Here is a 20,089-nt window from a genome sequence, read left to right on the forward strand (position 1 = left end):
TTCGAAATGGCCTCCGTGGCCTTCGCTAGTCGTCGTTTCGCGACGCCGGGCTCGTCTTGAGACGCACGCCGCGGCCCCCGCCGCTGCTCACCGCATTCTCGGCGATCAGCTCGACACCGGCCCGGTCGAGCGCCTCGACCACCTTGGTCAGGCTGCCCACGACACCGCGCACGGTGCCGTCGCTCGCCTCCATCCGCTGGATGGTCGGCAAAGAGACACCCGCAAGGGCCGCGAGCTCCCGCTGATCCAGTCGGAGTAGGGCGCGGGCGGCACGCATCTGTGCGGCGGTGATCATGCGGGGATGATATCGAATGTCTCTGAGATCAGGAATGCGACATGATGAATGATGTTTTATGCATCAGCTCTTGCCGCTTGGCCGTCAGGCGAATGTGCAGCTGGCGGAGTTCAGATGAATTTGTCAAAATCCGCTCATGGGAGGACTGCGCCATCATAGCCACCGGCTGATCGTCCACGCGATGATCGTGACCCTGGTGTTCTACGCCGTGCTCGTGGCGTGGCAGGTGCCGGCCATGGCGCTGGCCCGGGCGCTCGCGCCTGAGCTGACCGCCCAGACCACGATCCTCTGCACCAGAAACGGCCCGCGCGTCGTCGCCCTCGATGCCGAGGGCAACCCGGTCGAGAATTCTCACATTCCCGATCACGCGAAGGCCTGCCCCATCTGTCAGGGCGTTGCCGGCGCGGTGACGCCCCTGGCGCCCCAGCCGCCCGAAATCGGCATTTCGGCCGTTTGGGCGTCTGTCGAATTTGCGCCCGAGCACGACCGGGGCGAGGGCCGCTCCGTCCTCATCCGGCGCGGCCACGACCCTCCGCTTTCTTCCTAGCCTCACGACAATTGACGGGCCGACCTCGCCTTCGCCGCATCCCGGCGCGGCGCCTGACGGCCTATCCGACACTGTCTGAATAGGATTGGAAGAATGCAGACGAACTATGCCTTGGCGCGCCCGCGCCAAACACTGCTTGCCGTTGCGGCCTTGCTCGCCGGCGCAAGCCTCACCTTCGATAGCGCAAAGGCCCATGACGATGGGCTTCCCGTGACCAGCGGCCTGAGCGTCAGCAGCGATGGGCTGAAACCGCTGCGGGCCGACGGCCATGCTCCTATCGGCGTCATGGGCGATCACATGCACAATGCCGGCGAGTGGATGCTCTCCTATCGCTTCATGAACATGAGCATGGACGGCAACCGCATCGGCGACGATGAGGTCACCCCTCAGGAGATCGCCACCACGGTGCCGAACCGCTTCTTCGGCGCGCCCATGCAACCGCCGACCTTGCGGGTCGTGCCGACCGAGATGGACATGGAAATGCACATGTTCGGCTTCATGTATGCGCCGTCGGACAACCTCACCCTCATGGCCATGGTCAACTATGCCGAGAAGGAGATGTCGAGCATCACCTTCGCCGGCCCCATGGGCACCACCGAGCTCGGCCGGTTCTCCACGCGGAGCGACGGCCTGGCCGACACCAAGCTGAGCGCCCTCTACCGGCTCTACGACGATGAGACCAACCACCTTCATCTCAACCTGGGGATCAGCCTCCCCACGGGCGATATCGACGAGACCGGCCGGGTGCTGACGCCCATGGGCATGCGTCCGGTCCTGCGGCTGCCCTACGCCATGCAGCTCGGCACCGGCACTTACGATCTCCTGCCAGGCCTGACCTATACGGGCCGTTCCGGGGACTTCACCTGGGGCGCCCAGTACCGCGCGGAGATCCGTCTGGAGGACGAGAACGACGAGGGCTACGCCTGGGGCGACCGGCACATGGTGACGGGCTGGGCCGCCTATGAATGGGCGCCCTGGATCAGCACGTCCTTCCGCGCCGAAGCGAGCACCCAAGACGCCATCGATGGCATCGACCCCAACATCATGGCCCCGGTCCAGACTGCCAACCCCGCCTTCTACGGCGGCCAGAAGGTCGACTTGTTCTTAGGGGTCAACACCATCGGCCAGTCCGGGATCTGGCGCGGTCAGCGTCTCGCCTTCGAGTTCGGCGTGCCCGTTTACCAGGATCTCAACGGTCCCCAGATGCAAGAGGACTATCAATTCACTGTCGGTTGGCAGAAGGCATTTTAGGAGAAGATATAATGCGTAGCATTCTGAAAGGCGCGCTGGTCGCGCTCACCCTCGTTGCCGCGTCTGCGGTGGCTCAGGCGCACGACCACAAGGCCGGCGAGATCAAGATCGTGCAGCCCTGGTCCCGTGCGACCCCCGGCGGCGCGGAGGTCGGTGCCGGCTATCTCACCATTGAGAACACCGGCAAGGAGGCCGACCGGCTGACCGGCGGTTCGACCCCCATCGCCGAGATGCTCGAGGTCCATTCCATGACCATGGAAGGCAACATGATGAAGATGCGGAAGCTCGACGGTCTGGATATCCCGGCCGGCGGCTCCGTCGCCCTGAAGCCCGGGGGCAACCACATCATGCTCATGGGGCTTAAGCAGCCCATCGAGGAGGGCAAGCCCTTCACCGCGACCCTGACCTTCGAGAAGGCAGGCGATGTCGAGGTGGAGTTTACGGTGGAGCCCATCGGCGCCAAGGCGCCCTCGTCCGGCCAGGACCATGGCGACCACGGCGAGATGCCCGACGGTCCCATGGAAGATATGGACCCTCACGCTCACCACTAGCTCCTTGCGGTCCTTCTCTTTCGCATCTGGAAGGGGAGGACCGCACGCTCTCGATGGCTTCCGTTATTCGCGATCCGGCGAGCCGAAGCTTTCCGTGTACGGAGTTTTTTTGTCAGGACCATCGTGAGGCCACGATCATTCTCCACGATGGGCTCAGTTGAACAATCGCCCTTCCAAGGAGCCGGACCGACCTAAACGATGCAGCACGCGACACCGTTGATCACGACCATCGCAATCGGGCTGACCCTCGCCCTGGCATTCGGCGTAGTCGCGCATCGCATCAAGCTTTCCCCGCTCGTCGGCTACCTTCTCGCCGGCATCATCATCGGTCCCTTCACCCCCGGTTACGTCGCCGATCAGGACCTCGCCGCTCAGCTTGCCGAGATCGGCGTGGTGCTGCTGATGTTCGGTGTCGGCCTGCACTTTTCGCTGCAGGACCTGCTCTCGGTCCGCAAGATCGCCATCCCCGGCGCCATCGTACAGATCCTCTGTGCCACGCTGCTCGGAATGGCGCTGGCCCATTGGCTCGGATGGTCCGCCGGAGCCGGTCTCGTCTTCGGCCTCGCCCTGTCCGTGGCGAGCACGGTGGTGCTTCTGCGGGCGATGCAGGAGCGCCACCTCATTGAGACAGAGCGCGGCCGGATCGCGGTGGGATGGCTGATCGTCGAGGACATCGCCATGGTCCTCGCTCTGGTTCTTCTTCCTGCCACGGCCGGATTGATGAACGGGTCGGGCTCCGATCCCTATTGGGGAATTCTGGCGGAGAATCTCCTCCTCGCCCTCGGCAAGATCGTCGCCTTCATCGTCACCATGCTCGTGGTGGGCCGGCGGGTCATCCCATGGATGCTCCACTACATGGCCCACACGGGCAGTCGCGAGCTGTTCAGACTCGCGGTTTTGGTCATCGCGCTCGGCACGGCCTTCGGTGCGGCGGAGCTGTTCGATGTCTCCCTAGCCCTGGGCGCCTTCTTCGCTGGCGTCATCCTGAGCGAGTCGACCCTGAGTCAGCATGCCGCGAAGGAAACGCTTCCCCTTCGCGACGCCTTCGCCGTGCTGTTCTTCGTCTCCGCGGGCATGCTGTTCGATCCGTCCATCGTGATGCGCGATCCGATCCCCATCCTCGGGACGCTGTTCATCATCCTGTTCGGCAAATCGATCGCGGCATTCCTCATCGTCCGCATCTTCGGCTACGGCAATGCCACCGCACTGACCGTTGCTGCCTCGCTTGCCCAGATCGGGGAGTTCTCCTTTATCCTGGCTGCGCTCGGCACGGACCTCGAGCTGCTTCCCGTTGAGGGTCGCGATCTCATCATCGCCGGCGCCATTCTTTCGATCCTCTTCAACCCGCTTCTCTTCGCAGTCGTCGACAGGATGCTCCGGTCGGATATTGAGCCGGAGGCGCCCGCCGAGCCGGCGGAAACACCGACCCGGCGCGCTCTGCCGCCCACCGACCTTGAGGATCACATCGTCCTGGTCGGCCACGGCGACTTCGGCCTCGTGCTCCGGAATCTGTTCAGGGAAGAGAACGTGCCGATCCTCGTCATCGACAGCGACGAAGATGCGATCGAGGCGCTGAGAGCTGAGGGGATCGAGGCGATTCCTGGAAACGCTGCCGATCCGGATCTCGTGGCTGCAGCCGGTCTTGAAAGGGCCCGCTGTCTCGTTGTTGCGATCCCGGATGGCTTCGAGGCGGGCCAGGTCGTGGAACAGGGTCGCGCCATGGACGCCGAGCTCCCCATCGTCGCGCGTGCCCGATCGGAAGAGGCTGCGGAGCATTTGGCCGCGCTCGGTGCCGACACGGTGGTGCTCGATCGGGACGAGGTTGCGAGCGCGATCGTCAGCCACGCCCTGAAAAAGACGCGTCCCGCCGCGCCCTCGGCAAAGACAACGAAATCATCTTATGCTTGAGTGGGGATGGAGGAGGAATGAGGGGCGCGGGCTAGCTTCGCGCTCGATGTGAAGCACGTTTGGGAGTTGCGCTTCCCAGCGCGGCCGGGACAGAGACACCTATATGCTCCATGCGACCCCGCTGATCTCCACGATCACCATCGGTCTATTCCTGGCCTTTGCCTTCGGCGTCGCCGCCCAACGGGTTCACCTCTCTCCGCTCATCGGCTATCTGCTCGCCGGCATCGTGATCGGCCCGTTCACCCCCGGCTTCGTCGGCGACCAGAACCTGGCGAGCCAGCTCGCCGAGGTCGGTGTCGTGCTGCTGATGTTCGGCGTGGGGCTCCACTTCTCTCTGGAAGATCTGCTCTCGGTGCGCGCCATCGCAATTCCCGGCGCTCTCGTCCAGATCCTGGTCTCCATACCCCTGGCCATGGCGCTCACCTGGTCCTTGGGGTGGGGCTGGGAAGCGGGCTTCATCTTCGGTCTCTGCCTGTCCGTCGCCTCCACCGTGGTCGTCCTGCGCATCCTGCAGGAGCGAAGGCTGCTCGATACGGAGCGCGGCCGGATCGCCGTTGGCTGGCTGATCGTCCAGGACATCACCATGGTCCTGGTGCTCGTCCTGCTGCCGCCGATCTCGGTCATGCTGAAGGGAAATGTCGAGTCCCTCGATCCCATGAAGATCGGGACCACGGTCGGTCTCACCCTGGCGAAGATAACCGCCTTCACCTTGCTGATGTTCATCGTCGGCAAGAAGGTCGTTCCGGCAACCCTCCACTATGTGGCCCATACGGGCAGCCGCGAGCTGTTCCGTCTCGCCGTCCTCGCCATTGCGCTGGGGGCCGCCTATATCGCCGCAGAGCTGTTCGGCGTCTCTCTCGCGCTGGGCGCCTTCTTCGCAGGCATGCTGCTTTCCGAGTCCCGGCTCAGCCAGCAGGCGGCGCAAGAATCCCTCCCACTGCGCGACGCCTTCGCCGTCCTGTTCTTCGTCTCCGTCGGCATGCTGTTCAATCCCGTGGTCGTGGCGGAGGAGCCCCTCGCCCTGCTCGCCACGGTGCTGATCATCGTCTTCGGCAAATCCATCGCCGCCTACTTCATCGTACGCGCCTTCGGGCATAAATCGGCGACCTCCCTGGTGGTGACCGCCTGCCTGGCGCAGATCGGCGAGTTCTCCTTCATCCTGGCGACCCTGGGCGTGCGCCTCGACATCCTGCCAACCGATGGCCGCGACCTCATCCTGGCGGGCTCCATCATCTCGATCATCCTGAATCCGCTTCTCTTCATGGCCATCGACGAATGGTATTTCCGCCACGAGCGGCCCAAGACCGAGCTTCCCGACGATCAGGAAGAGGAGGAAGTGCTGACCCGCGAGCCCATCGTCCCGACGGAGCTCGAGGGCCATGTGGCTCTGATCGGCCATGGCCGCGTCGGCGCCTTCATCACCAACGCTCTCCCTGGCGAGGGGCTGCCGGTCTACGTGATTGAGGACGACCCGGATGCGGTGGAGGCTTTGCGCGAGCAGGGCATCGAAGCGGTGCAGGGGAATGCCGCCGACCCGGAGGTGATTGCCGGCGCCAGCCTGGACAAGGCCTGCTGCCTGCTTGTGGCGATCCCCGATGCGTTCGAGGGCGGCCAGGTCGTGCAACAGGCGCGCGAGGCCAATCCGGATCTGCTGATCATCGCCCGCGCCCATTCAGAAGCCGAGATCGAGCATCTGATGTCTCATGGCGCCGACCAGGTGGTCATGGGCGAACACGAGATCGCCAAGGCCATGCTCGACCGGGTCACCCAGCTGCCGGGTGCGGGCAAACCGCCCCAAGATGGCGAGACTAGCCCCGAGGCACCGGAAGACGCTGCGGCCGTTCAGCCGAGCTGACATCGGCCAACCGGGAACGGATTGCCCGAGATCCGGGTTGATCGGTGGAGTTTGATTAAACCGCAACCGGATCGGCCGCCAAGGATCGATCCCAGGAATCGATCTAAGGGTCGTTCAATGGCAAGCGATACATTCACCGGCGACAGAGCCGCGACAAACGAGTTCCTGCGGGAGATGACCGCAGGCATGAGCCATCAGGAGCGTCTCGACCAGACCCGCTGGCTGGCGCATATGATGGATGACAAGTTCTCGATTCCGGGCACCAATTTCCGTTTCGGGTGGGACGCGATCATCGGCCTGTTTCCCGGCGTCGGCGATGCGGTGACGAGCGCGATCTCGCTTCTCATCGTGCATCACGCCTATCAGGCCGGTGCTGGACCTCTCACGCTTGCGCGCATGGTCGGCAATGTCGGTGTGGATCTGATCTTCGGCGCGGTGCCCTTGGTGGGCGATGTGTTCGACGCCGCCTGGAAGGGCAACCGCAAGAACATGCGGCTCCTGGAACGCCACCTCGCCAAGCAGGCCGAGAAGCAGCGGCGTTAAAGCGCTTCGCTAGATCGCGCCGGCAGCTTCCAGCTCGTCCGCTTCCTGATCGGAAAACACCCGCCCGCGGGTCAAAAATCGCAAGCCTTCGGGGGCTTCCAGCGAGAAGCCCGAACCGCGGCCCGGCACGACGTCGATGATCAGCTGGGTGTGCTTCCAGTAATTGAACTGATCGCGGTCGATGAAGACCTGCGAGCCGCCGATCTCACCCAGCAGCACATCGTTGCCGCCGGTTTTGAACTCGTCCTTCGGATAGCACATGGGCGCGGAGCCGTCGCAGCACCCGCCGGACTGATGAAACATCAGCGGGCCGTGCTTTTCCTTCAGGCTTTCGATCAGCTCGAGCGCCTTGTCTGTCGCGGTGACTCTGTCGACCATAAACACCTCCTGGGGCGTTGGCGTCATCCTGAGGTGCGCGGGGAAACCCCGCGCCTCGAAGGATGAACGCGGGAAGAAGGGTCCGCCGCCACCCTTCGAGGGCCGCTTAAGAGCGGCCGCCTCAGGGTGACGGCGGACGTTTTCTATCGCCTAGACCGACCGGCCTAGAAGAAGCCCATCGGCTTCGGGCTGTAGCTCATCAGGATATTCTTTGTCTGCTGATAGTGGTCGAGCATCATCTTGTGGTTCTCACGACCGATGCCCGACTTCTTGTAGCCGCCGAACGCCGCGTGCGCCGGATACAGGTGATAGCAGTTCGTCCACACCCGGCCGGCCTGGATGCCGCGGCCCATGCGATACGCCGTGTTGACGTCGCGCGTCCACACGCCGGCGCCGAGGCCGTACAGCGTGTCGTTGGCGATCTCCAGAGCCTCTTCCTCGTCCTCGAAGGTCGTGACCGAAAGGACGGGGCCGAAGATCTCTTCCTGGAAGAGGCGCATCTTGTTGTGGCCGGCAAACACGGTCGGCTTGACGTAGTAGCCTTCCGACAGCTCGCCATCGAGGCTGGCCCGCTCGCCGCCGGTCAGCAGCTCCGCACCTTCCTCCTTGCCGATGTCGATATAGGAGAGGATCTTCTCCAGCTGATCGTTGGAGGCCTGGGCGCCGATCATGGTCTTCGGATCGAGCGGATCGCCCTGGCGGATGCGCTCCACCCGCTTGATCGCATGCTCCATGAAGCGGTCGTAGATCGACTTCTGGACCAGCGCACGGCTGGGGCAGGTGCAAACCTCGCCCTGGTTCAGGGCGAACATGGCGAAGCCTTCCAGGGACTTCTGGAAGAAATCGTCGTCCTTGGCCATCACGTCTTCGAAGAAGATGTTCGGCGACTTGCCGCCCAGCTCCAGAGTGACGGGGATCAGGTTCTCCGTGGCGTACTGCATGATCAGGCGGCCGGTCGTCGTCTCGCCGGTGAAGGCCACCTTGGAGATGCGGCTGCTCTGGGCCAGCGGCTTGCCGGCCTCGACGCCGAAGCCGTTGATGATGTTCAGAACGCCGTCGGGAAGGATGTCACCCACGAGATCCATCAGAACCATGATGGACATCGGGGTCTGCTCGGCTGGCTTCAGCACGATGCAGTTGCCCGCGGCCAGCGCCGGAGCGATCTTCCACGCCGCCATCAGGATCGGGAAGTTCCACGGGATGATCTGACCGACCACGCCCAGGGGCTCGTGATAATGATAGGCCAGCGTGTTCTCGTCGATCTCGCTGATGGAGCCTTCCTGCGCCCGGATGCAGGCTGCGAAATAACGGAAGTGATCGATCGCCAGCGGAATGTCAGCCATCCGCGTCTCGCGGATCGGCTTGCCGTTATCGATGGTCTCGATCTGCGCCAGGATGTCGAGGTTCTCCTGCATCCTGTCGGCGACCTTGTTGAGGATCTCGGCGCGTTGGGCCGGAGCGGTCTTGCCCCAGGAATCCTTTGCCGCATGGGCCGCATCCAGGGCCGTCTCGACATCGGCGGCGGTGGAGCGGGCGATCTGACAGACCGGCTTGCCGGTCAGCGGGCTGATATTGTCGAAATACTGTCCGTCGGCGGGGGCGACCCATTTGCCGCCGATAAAGTTGTCGTAACGGGACCTTATGGCGACCCGCGAATTTAACGTCTCAATCACTTCGTGAAGCATTGGAATGTCCTCCCTTCCACGACCTGTTTTTGTTGCTGCGACTTTACACCCTTCAGCGCGTTTTTGGCACCAATTAGATAGCCAAAGATTAGATAGTCATGGGCTGCCGGAACCTCCAGTCCCTGAGACCGTTAGCCTCGGCGCAAATCGGATAGGAGGGACCAATGGCTGAACGAAACGGTGGCATCAACACGACCCTGGCATTTCTGCTGGGCGCGGCAGTCGTCGCGGTCGGCGTGATCGGCTATCTCTATTACGACCACACCCAGAAGGACGTCGTCGAAATCGACGTGCCGGGCTTCAAGGGCGAGATCGAGAAGGAGTAGTGGCGCATCCCCTACGGGATGAGCACCGCGGCACCTTCCAGCTTGCCCGCCCGCAAGCGCTCCAGGGCGACATTCGCATCCTTAAGCGGCATGGGCTCCAAGCTCGTCTTCACCGGAATGGTGGGGGCGAGCGCCAGGAACTCTTCGGCATCGGCGCGGGTGAGATTGGCTACGGATTTCACCACGCGCTCTTCCCATAAGAGATCGTAGGAGAAGGCCGGGATCTCGCTCATATGGATCCCGCCCGAGACCACCGTGCCGCCTTTGCGCACGGCTTTCAGCGCGGCCGGAATCAAGGCGCCGACGGGCGCGAAGATGAGCGCCGCATCGAGGAGCTCCGGCGGCATCTCGTCGGACCCGCCGGTCCACACGGCGCCGAGCCGCTTGGCAAAGTCTTGCGCGGCCGTATCGCCGGGCCTTGTCAGCGCATAGACCTCCGCGCCCTGACCGATGGCGACTTGGGCGATGATATGGGCCGCTGCCCCAAAACCGTAGATGCCCACCCGCTTCGGAAACGGACCCGCCAGCTTCAGGGTGCGATAGCCGATCAGCCCTGCGCAAAGCAGCGGCGCGGCCTCGGCATCCGAGTACGCGTCTGGCAGATGAAAGGAATATTCGTGATCGGCGACCGTGTATTCCGCATAGCCGCCATTGATGTCGTAGCCCGTGAAGCCCGGATGATCGCAGAGGTTCTCCCGTCCCATAAGGCAGTAGGGGCAGGTGCCATCCGTATGGCCGAGCCACGGCACGCCCACCCGATCGCCCTCCTTGAAGCCCGAGACGCCTTCGCCGATCCCCGCCACGTGGCCCACGATCTCATGGCCCAGCACGAGGGGTAGCTTCGGCTTGGTCAGCTCGCCGTCGATGATGTGGAGATCGGTACGGCACACGCCGCACGCGGCGACCTTGATGAGAAGTTGGCCCGATTTGGGCGACGGCATGGGCAGTTCTTCGAGCCGCAGAGGCTCGTGCGCCGCATGCATCACCATGGCCTTCATCGTATCTGCCATAGCTTATGCTGCCTCCAATGGCTGGCGGAGGCTAGGGGGATGAGACGAAAATCAGCGAGAGCATGATCCCGAAAAGTGGGAACCGGTTTTCGGAAAAGATCATGCTTCAAAGAGAAGCGCGGAAGAGCGATCCACACGGATCGCACCCGGCTTTAATGGCGGAAGAAGGTGAAGTTCGCCAGGGCCGGCTCCATGCGGCCGGGTTCGATGGCTTCTTCGTCCTCCGGCGGAAACGCTTCTGTATCCCGCATCCGGGCGGCTGCCGCCATCAGGCGCCGTTCGGAGACCGGCTCGGCGGCATGCCACAGCGCCGTGAAGCCGAGCTCCGCCAGACGCACCATATCGGGCGCATCGTCGGCGAACATCGAAAGGGAATTGCGCCGGCTAGGGTCGCGCCCCATGGCATCGCCCGACCAGCACTGGGAGGTGCCGAGAATAGCCTGCTCGTGAGCATCGAGGAGCCGGGGATTCTTTGTCCAGCGGATGGCGCCGCTCTTGGACGACCCGCCATAGATTTCGGTCATCAGGACCGCCAGCCGCTCAAGCTCGTCCCGGGGCTCCAGCTTGGCCAGGATGATCTTGGGCATCACACCCGCCTCGCGGATCTCGTCGGCCAGCGTCAGCAGAGCTTTGGCCGGGCCGGAGGCCGCGGAGCGGAGGATCAGCGTGAGGGACCGCTCTCTTGGATCGGTAGCATGTCGCGCCCGCTCCACGAACCGCTTCATCGCATCGATGTGACGGCTGTATTCATTGCGGGTATTCGGCGAAATATCTGAACCGGCCTTGGCGAGCATCTTCCCCCCTCGAAGAATCGTCGGATCTGCGCGAGGTGGCGGAGGCAGCGAGCCTTGGGCCACGCGTCGCGTGCAGGCTCATGATTAGCAGCCAGGGGTTAAAGAAGGTTTGACTCGGTTCCCGTTTCGAAACGAGTAACCACGCACCGCGAAAGCTTACGAGAAAACCTATGCGTCAGGCGGCCGTCGGCCATTGCCGTTCATGGGCCCGGGCAGGGCGCGGAGCGGGGGTTCGTCGTCGTCGTCCCGCTCCTCTTCCGTCTCCTCGGACGCTTCCCGATGGGCATCGTCGGCCGCCTCTTCCAGCCGCTGGGCGAGCGAGCGCCCGTTGCCTGACCGGACATTCTCGTTGGCGGGCGAGGGCGTTTCCGTCTCTTCCCCAGGCGCTTCCGCCTCCGCTTGTGCCGCGTCCTCCCGGCGGATGCCCGCCGTGCCGAGGATCGAATCCAGCACCATCTTTGACCATGCCCCGTCCCGGAACCGGTAGAGCCGGAAGGCCGGCGCCTCGGCGAACTTGCTGCCCTGCTGGCGGAGCTTCCGCCGGATGATCGCCGGCGGCGGCAGCATAGCCCGGTCGATGATGCCTTTGCCCTCAAGCCCCACGAAGAGATTGGTGAGATAGAGCGCTTCCATGCTCTGGGCGTTCAGAGGCACGGCAACGTAGTAATCGCCCATGAAGTCGAACACCGCGTGCTGGAAGACCTCGAACTCCCGGGCCAGCCCTTCACGGTGACTGTCGTGGAAGCGCGCCAGGATCTCGCCCACCGGCCCGTCCCGCGCATCGCGCACCGTGTGCAGCAGCTTCTGGAAGCGGTTGATCGGCCGGTTGATGGAGACCAGCAGCAGGCAGAAATCGACGAAGATGGCGACGAAGAGCGGGATGTAGTCCCGGCTGCCCAGCCCCGCCTGCTCGTTGGCCACAGCCGTCACCTCTTGCGGGTTCTCCGCCCGCTGGATCGCCTGGCGCTGCCGGTCGCGCAGCTCCTCAGGTGAGGGCGGCAGCTCGAAATGCAGCGCGCCGATCATCGTGGTGGTGAGCCGGCGGAACGCCTCGACGACCGCCTCGGAGCCTTCCACAGCGGCGATATCGGTCTTTTCGATCACAGGCAGGCTGTCGATGGCGCGCACCACGCCGTGCAGCGCCGACTGAAGTTGCGGATCGGGGCAGGCGAAGGTGCCGCCGCTTCCCGTATCGAAGGTCGTCTTGTCCGCCCGCTCCGCCAGCATGTCACGCTGCTGGGCGAGCTGCGGATCGGTCCGAAGCGCGTTGAAGCGGGTGATGGTGAGATCGAGCTTCCGGTTCAGCCCCCGCAGAAACTGGTTCCGCGTGCCGGTGTTCGGATCGAAGGTCGAAGGATCGCGGGAGAGCACCTTGGCGAGGTCCGCATTCAGGGCATCCAGATCCGTCTGGATCGAGCCGGAGCGCGACTTGATGAAGTCCGAGGTGAAGGCGAAGCGCTCGGCATCTGCATCGCGCAAGCGCCGCCGCGGCCCGTCGCCCGGCGGCGAGTTGGGGCAGGTGCCGCCTTCCTCGCGTTCGGTCACGGCCTTCTCCGCCGAGATCGTCGTCAGGGAATCGAGGGTCGCGCCGAGCTGGGCGATGCGCGTCTTGCCCTGCTCCAGGGCCTGTTGCACCTGGCCGATAGCCGCTTCCGCCGAGCGCGTCGCTTCGGCGCGGGCCTCCAGCACCTTCCAGAAGAAGCCAAACCCGAACCCGACCGAGATCAGGGTGAGGAAGATATAGCCGGCAATATAGAGAATGCGCAGCCACCAGGAGATGGGCGCGAATAAAGAGTCCAGGATGTACAGGACCATCAGCATCAGGGTCGCCACGGCGAAGCCAATGGCGATCTGCTGCATCACCGGAACCTCGCCCGTATTGGCGGTGATCAGCTCCAGCATGCCGGTATAGGTCGCGTACCAGGAGATCAGCGCCAGGAAGGCCACCAGCACGATCTTCTTGAAGCTCGGGAAGGTCCGCCTGAGCCGGTCGAAGCGATTATTGTGGGATTCGAGCCGGTCCAGCATGCGATCGAGGCGATCGGCAGCGGTGTCCGGCGGGTTTGGGGGCACAGCCATAGACGATCCGAAGTTCCCAACTTTTTGGCCGGATCATCGCCCCCCAGCGACCGGCCAACGGCTCTTTTTTAACGGATGCTGCAGCGCGAAACAAACCTTTAAACGGAGTGTTAACGTTGGCGGTTCGTGTGGGCTGTTCGCGTGCATGCCCCCACGGCGTGGAGGCGAGCGCTACTCCGCGCTGGTCACCTCATCCGGCTCCGGCACGGGCTGCTGCTCCAGATCCTCAAGCAGCACGCGCACGAGCGGTTCGGCGATCTGCCCGGAATAGAGATCCCGCGCCCAGGGCTGCGCCGGCGTGCCCGTGCCGACCACGACCACATAAGAGTAGGCCGCGCCGGTCTCGAACTGGATGCCGCCAGCGACCAAGAGATCCACCGTGTCGTCGGCATTGGGATCGGCGGCGCCCGTCCCCCGCGTGCCCGTCTTGGCGAAATGCAGGCTCACGCCGTCGCGGTTCGCCGCGCACCAGTCGGAGAGCCGCCGCATGGTGCCGTGGCGGTAGCAGACGGGCGCGGTCAGAAAGTCCCGGAGGCCTTCGCGGCCGTCTGCCTTCGCGATGTCATTGGGCACGACCGCGTTGCTCTTGGCCTGAGCCGCATCCTTGCCCACCAGATCGAGGCGGGCATTCAGGCTCGGCATGGCGAGAGGCTCGTCCCCGCGCCCCGTCAGGCTGGCGAGCACCACCCCCGCCATGCGGTGCACCGTGCGCGGGCTTGCCGCCACATGGCCCACGACGATGGACTTGGCGAGATTGGCTGCCGAGGTCACCGGCTCCGTCAGGGTGATGTCGAGGGTCTCCGTCAGCCAGCGCAGGTCGGAAAGCGGCACCTTGGCGGTGCGCCAGAGGAGCGGCGTGTTGAGGGAGCAGGCGAAGGAGACTTCCGCCGTCCGCAAGCGGCGCAAATTCCCCCGGCCGCAAGCCTCCAGCCCCGTCGCCGGCGAATCCGTATCGAGCCAGTTCGTCTCGCCCGTGTCCTCCCCCTGATTGGCGATGGCGATGCCTGCGAGCATCTTGCCCACCGAGGCGATGGCGCGCGCTTCCTTTTGCGCGTCGTAACGACCGGTCGCGCGATCCCGTGCCGAGGACGAGCCGAAATAGGCGGCGTTGAAGTTGGACTCGAAATAGCGGACCAGCCGCCCATCCGCGTCCGCCGCGGCGATGATGATGTCCGGATGGCGTTTCGCGGACTCCAGATCCAGGCTGTAGGCGTCGTTGATGCGCTCGGCGTAGCGCTGATCGAGCTTCGCCAGCACCTCCTTCTCCGCCTCCCGGAAGCGGAAATTCTCCGCCGCGTTCAGGGTCAGATGCACACCGCTCACATCGGCCCGCCAGTCGAAGCCGAACCGCTCCTTCATCTCCTCCCGCGCCCCATATTTCACCGACGGCAGCAGTACATTGCTGCGATAGACCGGGTTGGCGCCGGCCCGGGCCCGCGTATCCGGTGAAAGGCTCGCCAGGATCTCCTCGCTCCAGGGAAGGGGATGAGGATCGGGCGGCCGCTCGCTGAGCTGCGCCAGCTCGTCGAGCGTTTTTTTCCGCTCGGTAGGATTTTCGATCAGCGCGTTGGCGCAGATCTGCGCCCGGCCCTTGGTCAGGCTCTGCCAGTTGGCCAGCCGGATCCGCTCCAACGTTTCGGACCCGCCCAGCAGGATGATCGGCTTGTTCACCGCCGCCGCCAGCACATATTGCTCCGCCTTGGAAAGCTGTGAGGCCGGCTTGCCGAACACGATCAGGCTCGTCTGCTCCACCCCGTAAAGTGCCTGGCCGCCGGTCCGCTGGGCCAGCGGGAAGTGGTTTGCAGCCCAATGCTTCATGCGCGTCGTGTCGCCGGGCTCCACCAGCTGCCACTGGATCACCGGCGCCAGCCACCACTCCTTCAGCTTGCGGGAGATCTTCTCGCCGGCGCTCTCGTTCGGTGAAGGTGGCGTCTTGAAGAAGATGCGCGCGAGCTGCATGGCAAGGGTGGAACCGCCCACACCGAGGCTCACCCCGCCGGTCGAGACCGAGCGGCTGACCGTGGAGTAGGGGATCTTCAGCACGCCGTAGAGATCGATGCCGAACGGGTTGATCAGCCCACCGAGATGCCGGTCCTCGTGATAGGAGAGGCAGCTCCAATAGGCCTCCGGCACCTGGCCCACATGGAGCGATTTATGGTCCGGATAGGCGATGTAATCGGGCAGCGCGATCGTCCGCCCCGTGTAGTTGAAGTCTTCCTGGCTATCGAGGATCGGATCGAAGATGCCGACGAAGTTGTCGTCTCTGTCGTAGATTGCTGTCGCAAGAGAGCGCTCGTCGGCATAGGTGAGCACCTTCGCCATCCAGAGCTGGCCGGCAGCCCCGCGGAGTGGCGCGTAGATATAGGCTAGCGTGAGAGCGAAGAGCACGTAGAGCACGACCGGCCCCACGATGAGCCGCATGCGTCCGAGCTTTGGGTTGAAGGCGAGCGTCGTGAAGACGAAGCGCAGCACCTTCAGCGGGAAAGAGATCAGGAATTCGAAGCCGTGGAGAATCCAGCGGGCGAGCTGCAGCATGAGGCGTCCCTAGAGAATCTTCCGTCCCGTCACTCGCCCCCGACACCCCAAGCAGCCCGAGACTAGCCGAACGCTCATCCCCTGTCGCGCCCCGTCGTCAGCCTCGCTGAAGCAGCGCTTCCGCCGCTTCGCGCTGATCCGGGCGATTGATGTTGAAGAAGGGATCGACAAGCTCGCCGGCGATCTCCGCCGCCGGAAAGAAGCAGATCCCGGCCTCCTGGCGCCCCATCCAGTCATGCAGCTTCCGTCCGCCACGCTCCAGATAATCGGCGAGATCCTGCTCCAGCCCGACCGGCCAGAGCGCGAAGGTGGGATGGGTGTCGCTCTCCGAGGCTGCCATGGTCAGCGACAGGCCGCCGCTTTGGGTCATCAGCGACTCCACCAGATTTTCCGGAAAGAACGGCGTATCGACCGCCGCAGTCACAAGCAGGGGGATTTCCGGCGCGGTCTTGCGCAGCCAGATCATCCCGGCCAGCACGCCCGCAAGCGGCCCCGCATAGTTCGCAATGGGATCGGCGATCACCGGCAAGCCGGTCTCGGCGAACCCGGCCGGGTCGCTATTGGAATTGATCGCCAGCCGCGCCACCTGGGGGCCGAGACGCGCAACCGCGCGGTTGATCAACGGCGTGCCGTTCAGCGTGGCGAAGGCCTTGTCCTCCCCGAACCGGCTGGAGCGGCCCCCGGCGAGGAGCAATCCGGCAACGGGAAAACCTGAGCTCAAAATCGGTATCCTTCGGAAACGGTGCGGTTAGGCGCCCCGGCAGTGCGTAAGTGACGTGCCGGGTGACGTAGCGGCTTTGGCCCACTAGATATACGACCATGAGTGAAGCAGTGACCAAAGAACAAGTGCTTGAGGCGCTTAAGCGAGTCCCCGGACCCGACGGGAAGGGCGATATCGTCGAGCAGGGCCTCCTCTCCGAAATCGTGATCTCCGCAGGGAAGGTCTATTTTTCCATCTCGGTCGATCCCGCCCGCGCCAAGGCGCTGGAAGGCATGCGGGTCGATGCGGAGCACATCGTCAAATCCATGCCCGGCGTGGAGGGAGCAATCGTGACCCTCACCGCCGACCGCGAGCCCGGCAGCCCGCCGCCCCCTAGCCAATCCGGCAACGGGGCAGGCGGCAATGGAGCGGGATCCCAAAGCTCGCCCTTCGACCGCGGCGGTCCCGGCCAGCAGGCCCCGACAGGGCGTCCCGGCAAGGCGCAAGGCTTGGGCACGCCGGGTCAGCAGAACGCCCGGCCGAAAGGCGCCCCGGTCCCGGGTGTGGCCAACATCATCGCCGTCGCCTCGGGCAAGGGCGGTGTCGGCAAATCCACCACCGCCGTCAATCTGGCGCTCGGGCTGAAGGCGCTGGGCAAATCCGTCGGCATTCTCGATGCCGATATCTACGGCCCCTCCATGCCGCGCCTGCTCAATCTGAAGGGCAAGCCCCAGGAGCTCGCCGGCAACAAGCTTCAGCCCATGGAGGCGCTGGGCATGAAGGTCATGTCCATGGGCTTCCTGGTGGATGAGGAGACGCCGATGATCTGGCGCGGCCCCATGGTCATGTCCGCGCTGAGCCAGATGCTGAAGGACGTGGAGTGGGGCGAGCTCGACGTGCTCGTCGTCGACATGCCGCCGGGCACGGGCGATGCCCAGCTCACCATGGCCCAGCAGGTGCCGCTAGCCGGCGCCGTCATCGTCTCGACGCCTCAGGACCTGGCGCTCATCGACGCCCGCAAGGGGCTCAATATGTTCAGGAAGGTGGATGTGCCGGTGCTCGGCATCGTGGAGAACATGAGCACCTTCATCTGCCCCCATTGCGGCGGCCAGTCCGACATCTTCGGCCATGGCGGCGCCCGCCACGAGGCGGAGCGTCTCGGCGTGCCCTTCTTGGGCGAAGTGCCGCTGACAATGGAGGTCCGTGAGACCTCCGACAGCGGCCAGCCTGTCGTGGAGAGCGATCCCGAGTCCGCGCCGGCGAAAGCCTATATGGAGATTTCGCGCAAGGCTCTGGCCGAGCTGGAGCAAGCCAAGGGTGGCGGCCGTGCTGCGCCCAAGATCGTCATGGAGCAGTAGAGACCGCCCCGAAAGGTGTCATCCCGGCGAAAGCCGGGATCCAGCCGCCACGATCCGAGCAAGAAGCTGGATGCCGGTTTGAGCCGGCATGATGGCTACGGAGCGACGTTTCAGTCTCTCTTTATGGTGAGGGCGAAGCTGGCGTCTCGAACATGGGGCCCGGACAGCGTTCCAGGCATCGCAACCGCTTCGGAAAGGCCTGAAGCTAGGCCGCGCTAGGGCGTTTCGACAGAGTGCTGACCTTGGGCTTGGCGTGGCCGGCCTCCGATGCCGGGATCGGCTGGCTATAGAGGAAGCCCTGAACCTTCGGGCAGCCGAACTCTCGCAGCATCCGCGCCTGCTCCACCGTCTCCACCCCCTCCGCGGTGATGGTGATGTCGAGGGACTTGCCGAGCGCGATGATGGTCCGCACGATGGCCTTCACCGCCGGATCCTTGGTCATCATCTGGATGAAGTGGCGGTCGATCTTGATCTTCGAGAAGGGGAAGCGCGCCAGGTAGGACAGGCTCGAAAAGCCCGTCCCGAAATCGTCCATGGCAATGGCGACGCCGAGCTTCCGCAGGGTCTTCAGCTTCTGCAGAACCTCTTCCGTATCGTTGATCAGGAGGTTCTCGGTAATCTCCAGCTCAAGCCGCTCCGGCGGCAGGCCCGTCTCTTTCAGCACGTTCGAGACCATCTCCACGATGTCGCCATCCCGGAACTGGGCCGGCGATAGGTTCACCGCGACCGTAAGCGGATTCTCCCACTTCACAGCGTCTGAGCAGGCCCGGCGCAGCACCCATTCGCCGAGCGGAACGATCAGCCCGGTCTCCTCGGCGACCGAGATGAAGTGCGCCGGCGCGATCTTGCCGTGAACCGGGTGATGCCAGCGGATCAGCGCCTCGGTGCCGCACGCCTCTTCCGTCTCCAGCGAGAATTGCGGCTGATAAAGCAGGTCGAACTCGTCGCGCCCGATGGCGAGCCGCAGCTCGTGCTCCACCATGCGGCGGCGCTGCAGGGCTTTGTCCATGCTGCGCTCGAAGAAGCACATGCGCTGACCGCCATCATACTTGGCCCGGGTCAGGGCGATGGCAGCGTGTTTCAGGACGACATTGGCCGTCTCGCCGTCGCCTGGGGCAAGCGCGATGCCGACGCTCGTGGTGCAGACGATCTCCTTGTCGTCGACCACGAAAGGCTCGCGCATGGCTTCCACCAGGCGATTCATGAAGGCCATGACGTCGGCCAGGTTGGTGATCTCCACCAATGCGACGGCGAACTCGTCGCCGCCGAGCCGACCAAACAAATCCCCTTTGCGGATCGTGGTGCGAATGCGCGTGGCGATCTCCCGCAACACCACGTCGCCGCCCGAGTGATCGAGGGAGTCGTTGATTTCCTTGAACTTGTCGACATCGACGCACAGCACCGCGATATGGGTCCGGTTGCGGTGCATGTGGTTGAGCGCGTCGCTCAGAAGCTTGGTGAAGGCTGCCCGGTTGGGCAGGCCCGTGAGTGCGTCGTGATCCTGCAGGAAGCGGAGCTGCTCCTCAGCCTGGTGCTGCTCCTTGCTGCGGATCCAGGCAAAGGCGACCGGTGCTGCGATGCCTACCGCCAGCAGCAACATTGTCACCACCGCGATCAGGCCGAAATATTCGGCCAGCACCCGCGCCTGCTCGCTCTGATCCAGATAGACTGTGAGCTCGCCCTGAGGCGTGCCGCCCAGGGAGATGGGAATGGAAAGCGCTGCCAGATAGTCCGGTGCCCCTTCGCCCGTGCCCCGATAGAGCTGGACGGTGGAGTCTGCGGACTCCTTGCCGGACGTCTTCTCCGGACCGCTGGGCTCGACCTCCTGGTTCAGGTCCAGACCCGAATTGCCGCTGGTGAAGGCCAGCTTCCCGTTCCTGTCGTAGATTTCGTAGCGGAGGATGCGGTGGCCGTAGCCCATCTGCTCGAGCAGCTCGCCCATGCGTGGGGCCAGCGAGCGCTTCGCCAGGGAATCGAACAGATACCCCGGCTCTTCCTTGATCTGATTTGCAATGCGTTCCGCGGCAGCGTGCGCTTCGCGCTCCAACTGCATGTTGCTGACCCGCGCCGGTGCGAAAAACGCAATCGCGCAGATCAAGAGCGCCAGGAACGCAAACGCGAACCAGTGCCCGTTCTTATTCAGCTTTGCCATCGAAAGCATCGAAATTGGCCGCAATCCCATCCTAGCGATCCGGACGCTAGGACAAGCCGGTTAAGATCAGCGTAATGAGCGTACTTAACAAAACGGTGCTAAAGCGTGGCAACCGACTAACC

General features: G+C 64.2%; 17 protein-coding genes. 8 read left to right on the forward strand and 9 right to left on the reverse strand.

All coding sequences use genetic code 11. The annotated features are described in order from the left end of the window. Positions 1-25: 25 nt before the first annotated feature. Positions 26-295, reverse strand: a complete 270-nt coding sequence (locus tag ACFQ2F_RS13815; protein ID WP_379091044.1) for a helix-turn-helix domain-containing protein — start codon at positions 293-295, stop codon at positions 26-28. Between the two features lie 136 nt (positions 296-431). Between ACFQ2F_RS13815 and ACFQ2F_RS13820 the strand changes: the two genes are divergently transcribed. The 6 genes from ACFQ2F_RS13820 to ACFQ2F_RS13845 all read left to right on the forward strand — a co-directional run bounded on the left by ACFQ2F_RS13820 (position 432) and on the right by ACFQ2F_RS13845 (position 6,950). After that, positions 432-842, forward strand: a complete 411-nt coding sequence (locus tag ACFQ2F_RS13820; protein WP_379091046.1) for a DUF2946 family protein — start codon at positions 432-434, stop codon at positions 840-842. Positions 843-935: 93 nt separating this feature from the next. Beyond that, the gene (locus ACFQ2F_RS13825) at positions 936-2,093 is read left to right on the forward strand and encodes a hypothetical protein (RefSeq protein WP_379091048.1); all 1,158 of its coding nucleotides are present in this window, start codon (positions 936-938) and stop codon (positions 2,091-2,093) included. A gap of 11 nt (positions 2,094-2,104) precedes the next feature. Beyond that, positions 2,105-2,644: a copper chaperone PCu(A)C gene (locus ACFQ2F_RS13830; RefSeq protein WP_379091050.1), complete on the forward strand. Its 540-nt coding sequence runs from the start codon at positions 2,105-2,107 to the stop codon at positions 2,642-2,644. Between the two features lie 198 nt (positions 2,645-2,842). Further along, positions 2,843-4,552 (forward strand): YbaL family putative K(+) efflux transporter, encoded by a 1,710-nt coding sequence (gene ybaL / locus ACFQ2F_RS13835; RefSeq protein ID WP_379091051.1) that lies wholly within the window; start codon positions 2,843-2,845, stop codon positions 4,550-4,552. 103 nt (positions 4,553-4,655) lie between these two features. Next, positions 4,656-6,407, forward strand: a complete 1,752-nt coding sequence (gene ybaL, locus ACFQ2F_RS13840) for a YbaL family putative K(+) efflux transporter (RefSeq protein ID WP_379091052.1) — start codon at positions 4,656-4,658, stop codon at positions 6,405-6,407. Positions 6,408-6,524: 117 nt separating this feature from the next. After that, the gene (locus ACFQ2F_RS13845) at positions 6,525-6,950 is read left to right on the forward strand and encodes a DUF4112 domain-containing protein (RefSeq protein WP_379091054.1); all 426 of its coding nucleotides are present in this window, start codon (positions 6,525-6,527) and stop codon (positions 6,948-6,950) included. A gap of 9 nt (positions 6,951-6,959) precedes the next feature. Here ACFQ2F_RS13845 and ACFQ2F_RS13850 read toward each other — a convergent pair whose 3' ends face one another. Both ACFQ2F_RS13850 and adh read right to left on the reverse strand, forming a co-directional pair. Further along, positions 6,960-7,328: a DUF779 domain-containing protein gene (locus tag ACFQ2F_RS13850; RefSeq protein ID WP_379091056.1), complete on the reverse strand. Its 369-nt coding sequence runs from the start codon at positions 7,326-7,328 to the stop codon at positions 6,960-6,962. 164 nt (positions 7,329-7,492) lie between these two features. Continuing rightward, on the reverse strand, positions 7,493-9,013 hold the full coding sequence (gene adh, locus ACFQ2F_RS13855; protein WP_379091058.1) for an aldehyde dehydrogenase: 1,521 nt from the start codon (positions 9,011-9,013) through the stop codon (positions 7,493-7,495). Positions 9,014-9,177: 164 nt separating this feature from the next. Here adh and ACFQ2F_RS13860 point away from each other — a divergent pair, with 164 nt between their 5' ends. Beyond that, entirely contained in the window at positions 9,178-9,339 is a 162-nt protein-coding gene (locus ACFQ2F_RS13860) for a hypothetical protein (protein ID WP_379091060.1), read from the forward strand. 11 nt (positions 9,340-9,350) lie between these two features. Here the strand turns inward: ACFQ2F_RS13860 and ACFQ2F_RS13865 are convergent, their stop codons facing one another. The 5 genes from ACFQ2F_RS13865 to mobA form a co-directional block, all read right to left on the reverse strand. Next, on the reverse strand, positions 9,351-10,337 hold the full coding sequence (locus tag ACFQ2F_RS13865; RefSeq protein WP_379091565.1) for a zinc-dependent alcohol dehydrogenase family protein: 987 nt from the start codon (positions 10,335-10,337) through the stop codon (positions 9,351-9,353). 164 nt (positions 10,338-10,501) lie between these two features. After that, positions 10,502-11,143, reverse strand: a complete 642-nt coding sequence (locus tag ACFQ2F_RS13870) for a hypothetical protein (protein WP_379091061.1) — start codon at positions 11,141-11,143, stop codon at positions 10,502-10,504. A 168-nt stretch (positions 11,144-11,311) separates the two neighbouring features. Beyond that, positions 11,312-13,222, reverse strand: coding sequence for a hypothetical protein (locus tag ACFQ2F_RS13875; RefSeq protein ID WP_379091063.1), 1,911 nt, complete (start codon positions 13,220-13,222; stop codon positions 11,312-11,314). Positions 13,223-13,393: 171 nt separating this feature from the next. Next, positions 13,394-15,757 carry a transglycosylase domain-containing protein gene (locus tag ACFQ2F_RS13880; RefSeq protein ID WP_379091065.1) on the reverse strand — a complete coding sequence of 788 codons (2,364 nt, stop codon included), beginning with the start codon at positions 15,755-15,757 and terminating at the stop codon, positions 13,394-13,396. Positions 15,758-15,854: 97 nt separating this feature from the next. Next, entirely contained in the window at positions 15,855-16,478 is a 624-nt protein-coding gene (mobA, locus tag ACFQ2F_RS13885; RefSeq protein ID WP_379091067.1) for a molybdenum cofactor guanylyltransferase MobA, read from the reverse strand. A 98-nt stretch (positions 16,479-16,576) separates the two neighbouring features. Here mobA and ACFQ2F_RS13890 point away from each other — a divergent pair, with 98 nt between their 5' ends. Continuing rightward, positions 16,577-17,815 (forward strand): Mrp/NBP35 family ATP-binding protein, encoded by a 1,239-nt coding sequence (locus ACFQ2F_RS13890; protein WP_379091069.1) that lies wholly within the window; start codon positions 16,577-16,579, stop codon positions 17,813-17,815. A gap of 205 nt (positions 17,816-18,020) precedes the next feature. Here ACFQ2F_RS13890 and ACFQ2F_RS13895 read toward each other — a convergent pair whose 3' ends face one another. Continuing rightward, complete coding sequence (locus tag ACFQ2F_RS13895; protein ID WP_379091070.1) at positions 18,021-19,967, reverse strand: putative bifunctional diguanylate cyclase/phosphodiesterase; 1,947 nt, start codon at positions 19,965-19,967, stop codon at positions 18,021-18,023. Positions 19,968-20,089 lie beyond the last annotated feature (122 nt).

The organism is Methyloligella solikamskensis (genome assembly GCF_042676065.1).
GTDB lineage: Bacteria > Pseudomonadota > Alphaproteobacteria > Rhizobiales > Methyloligellaceae > Methyloligella > Methyloligella solikamskensis.

What these genes read in the sequence shown, in the direction of transcription:
- ACFQ2F_RS13815 (WP_379091044.1), bottom strand. Translation starts at nt 295, where the DNA reads ATGATCACCGCCGCACAGATGCGTGCCGCCCGCGCCCTACTCCGACTG.
- ACFQ2F_RS13820 (WP_379091046.1), top strand. Translation starts at nt 432, where the DNA reads ATGGGAGGACTGCGCCATCATAGCCACCGGCTGATCGTCCACGCGATG.
- ACFQ2F_RS13825 (WP_379091048.1), top strand. Translation starts at nt 936, where the DNA reads ATGCAGACGAACTATGCCTTGGCGCGCCCGCGCCAAACACTGCTTGCC.
- ACFQ2F_RS13830 (WP_379091050.1), top strand. Translation starts at nt 2,105, where the DNA reads ATGCGTAGCATTCTGAAAGGCGCGCTGGTCGCGCTCACCCTCGTTGCC.
- ybaL (WP_379091051.1), top strand. Translation starts at nt 2,843, where the DNA reads ATGCAGCACGCGACACCGTTGATCACGACCATCGCAATCGGGCTGACC.
- ybaL (WP_379091052.1), top strand. Translation starts at nt 4,656, where the DNA reads ATGCTCCATGCGACCCCGCTGATCTCCACGATCACCATCGGTCTATTC.
- ACFQ2F_RS13845 (WP_379091054.1), top strand. Translation starts at nt 6,525, where the DNA reads ATGGCAAGCGATACATTCACCGGCGACAGAGCCGCGACAAACGAGTTC.
- ACFQ2F_RS13850 (WP_379091056.1), bottom strand. Translation starts at nt 7,328, where the DNA reads ATGGTCGACAGAGTCACCGCGACAGACAAGGCGCTCGAGCTGATCGAA.
- adh (WP_379091058.1), bottom strand. Translation starts at nt 9,013, where the DNA reads ATGCTTCACGAAGTGATTGAGACGTTAAATTCGCGGGTCGCCATAAGG.
- ACFQ2F_RS13860 (WP_379091060.1), top strand. Translation starts at nt 9,178, where the DNA reads ATGGCTGAACGAAACGGTGGCATCAACACGACCCTGGCATTTCTGCTG.
- ACFQ2F_RS13865 (WP_379091565.1), bottom strand. Translation starts at nt 10,337, where the DNA reads ATGAAGGCCATGGTGATGCATGCGGCGCACGAGCCTCTGCGGCTCGAA.
- ACFQ2F_RS13870 (WP_379091061.1), bottom strand. Translation starts at nt 11,143, where the DNA reads ATGCTCGCCAAGGCCGGTTCAGATATTTCGCCGAATACCCGCAATGAA.
- ACFQ2F_RS13875 (WP_379091063.1), bottom strand. Translation starts at nt 13,222, where the DNA reads ATGGCTGTGCCCCCAAACCCGCCGGACACCGCTGCCGATCGCCTCGAT.
- ACFQ2F_RS13880 (WP_379091065.1), bottom strand. Translation starts at nt 15,757, where the DNA reads ATGCTGCAGCTCGCCCGCTGGATTCTCCACGGCTTCGAATTCCTGATC.
- ACFQ2F_RS13890 (WP_379091069.1), top strand. Translation starts at nt 16,577, where the DNA reads ATGAGTGAAGCAGTGACCAAAGAACAAGTGCTTGAGGCGCTTAAGCGA.
- ACFQ2F_RS13895 (WP_379091070.1), bottom strand. Translation starts at nt 19,967, where the DNA reads ATGGCAAAGCTGAATAAGAACGGGCACTGGTTCGCGTTTGCGTTCCTG.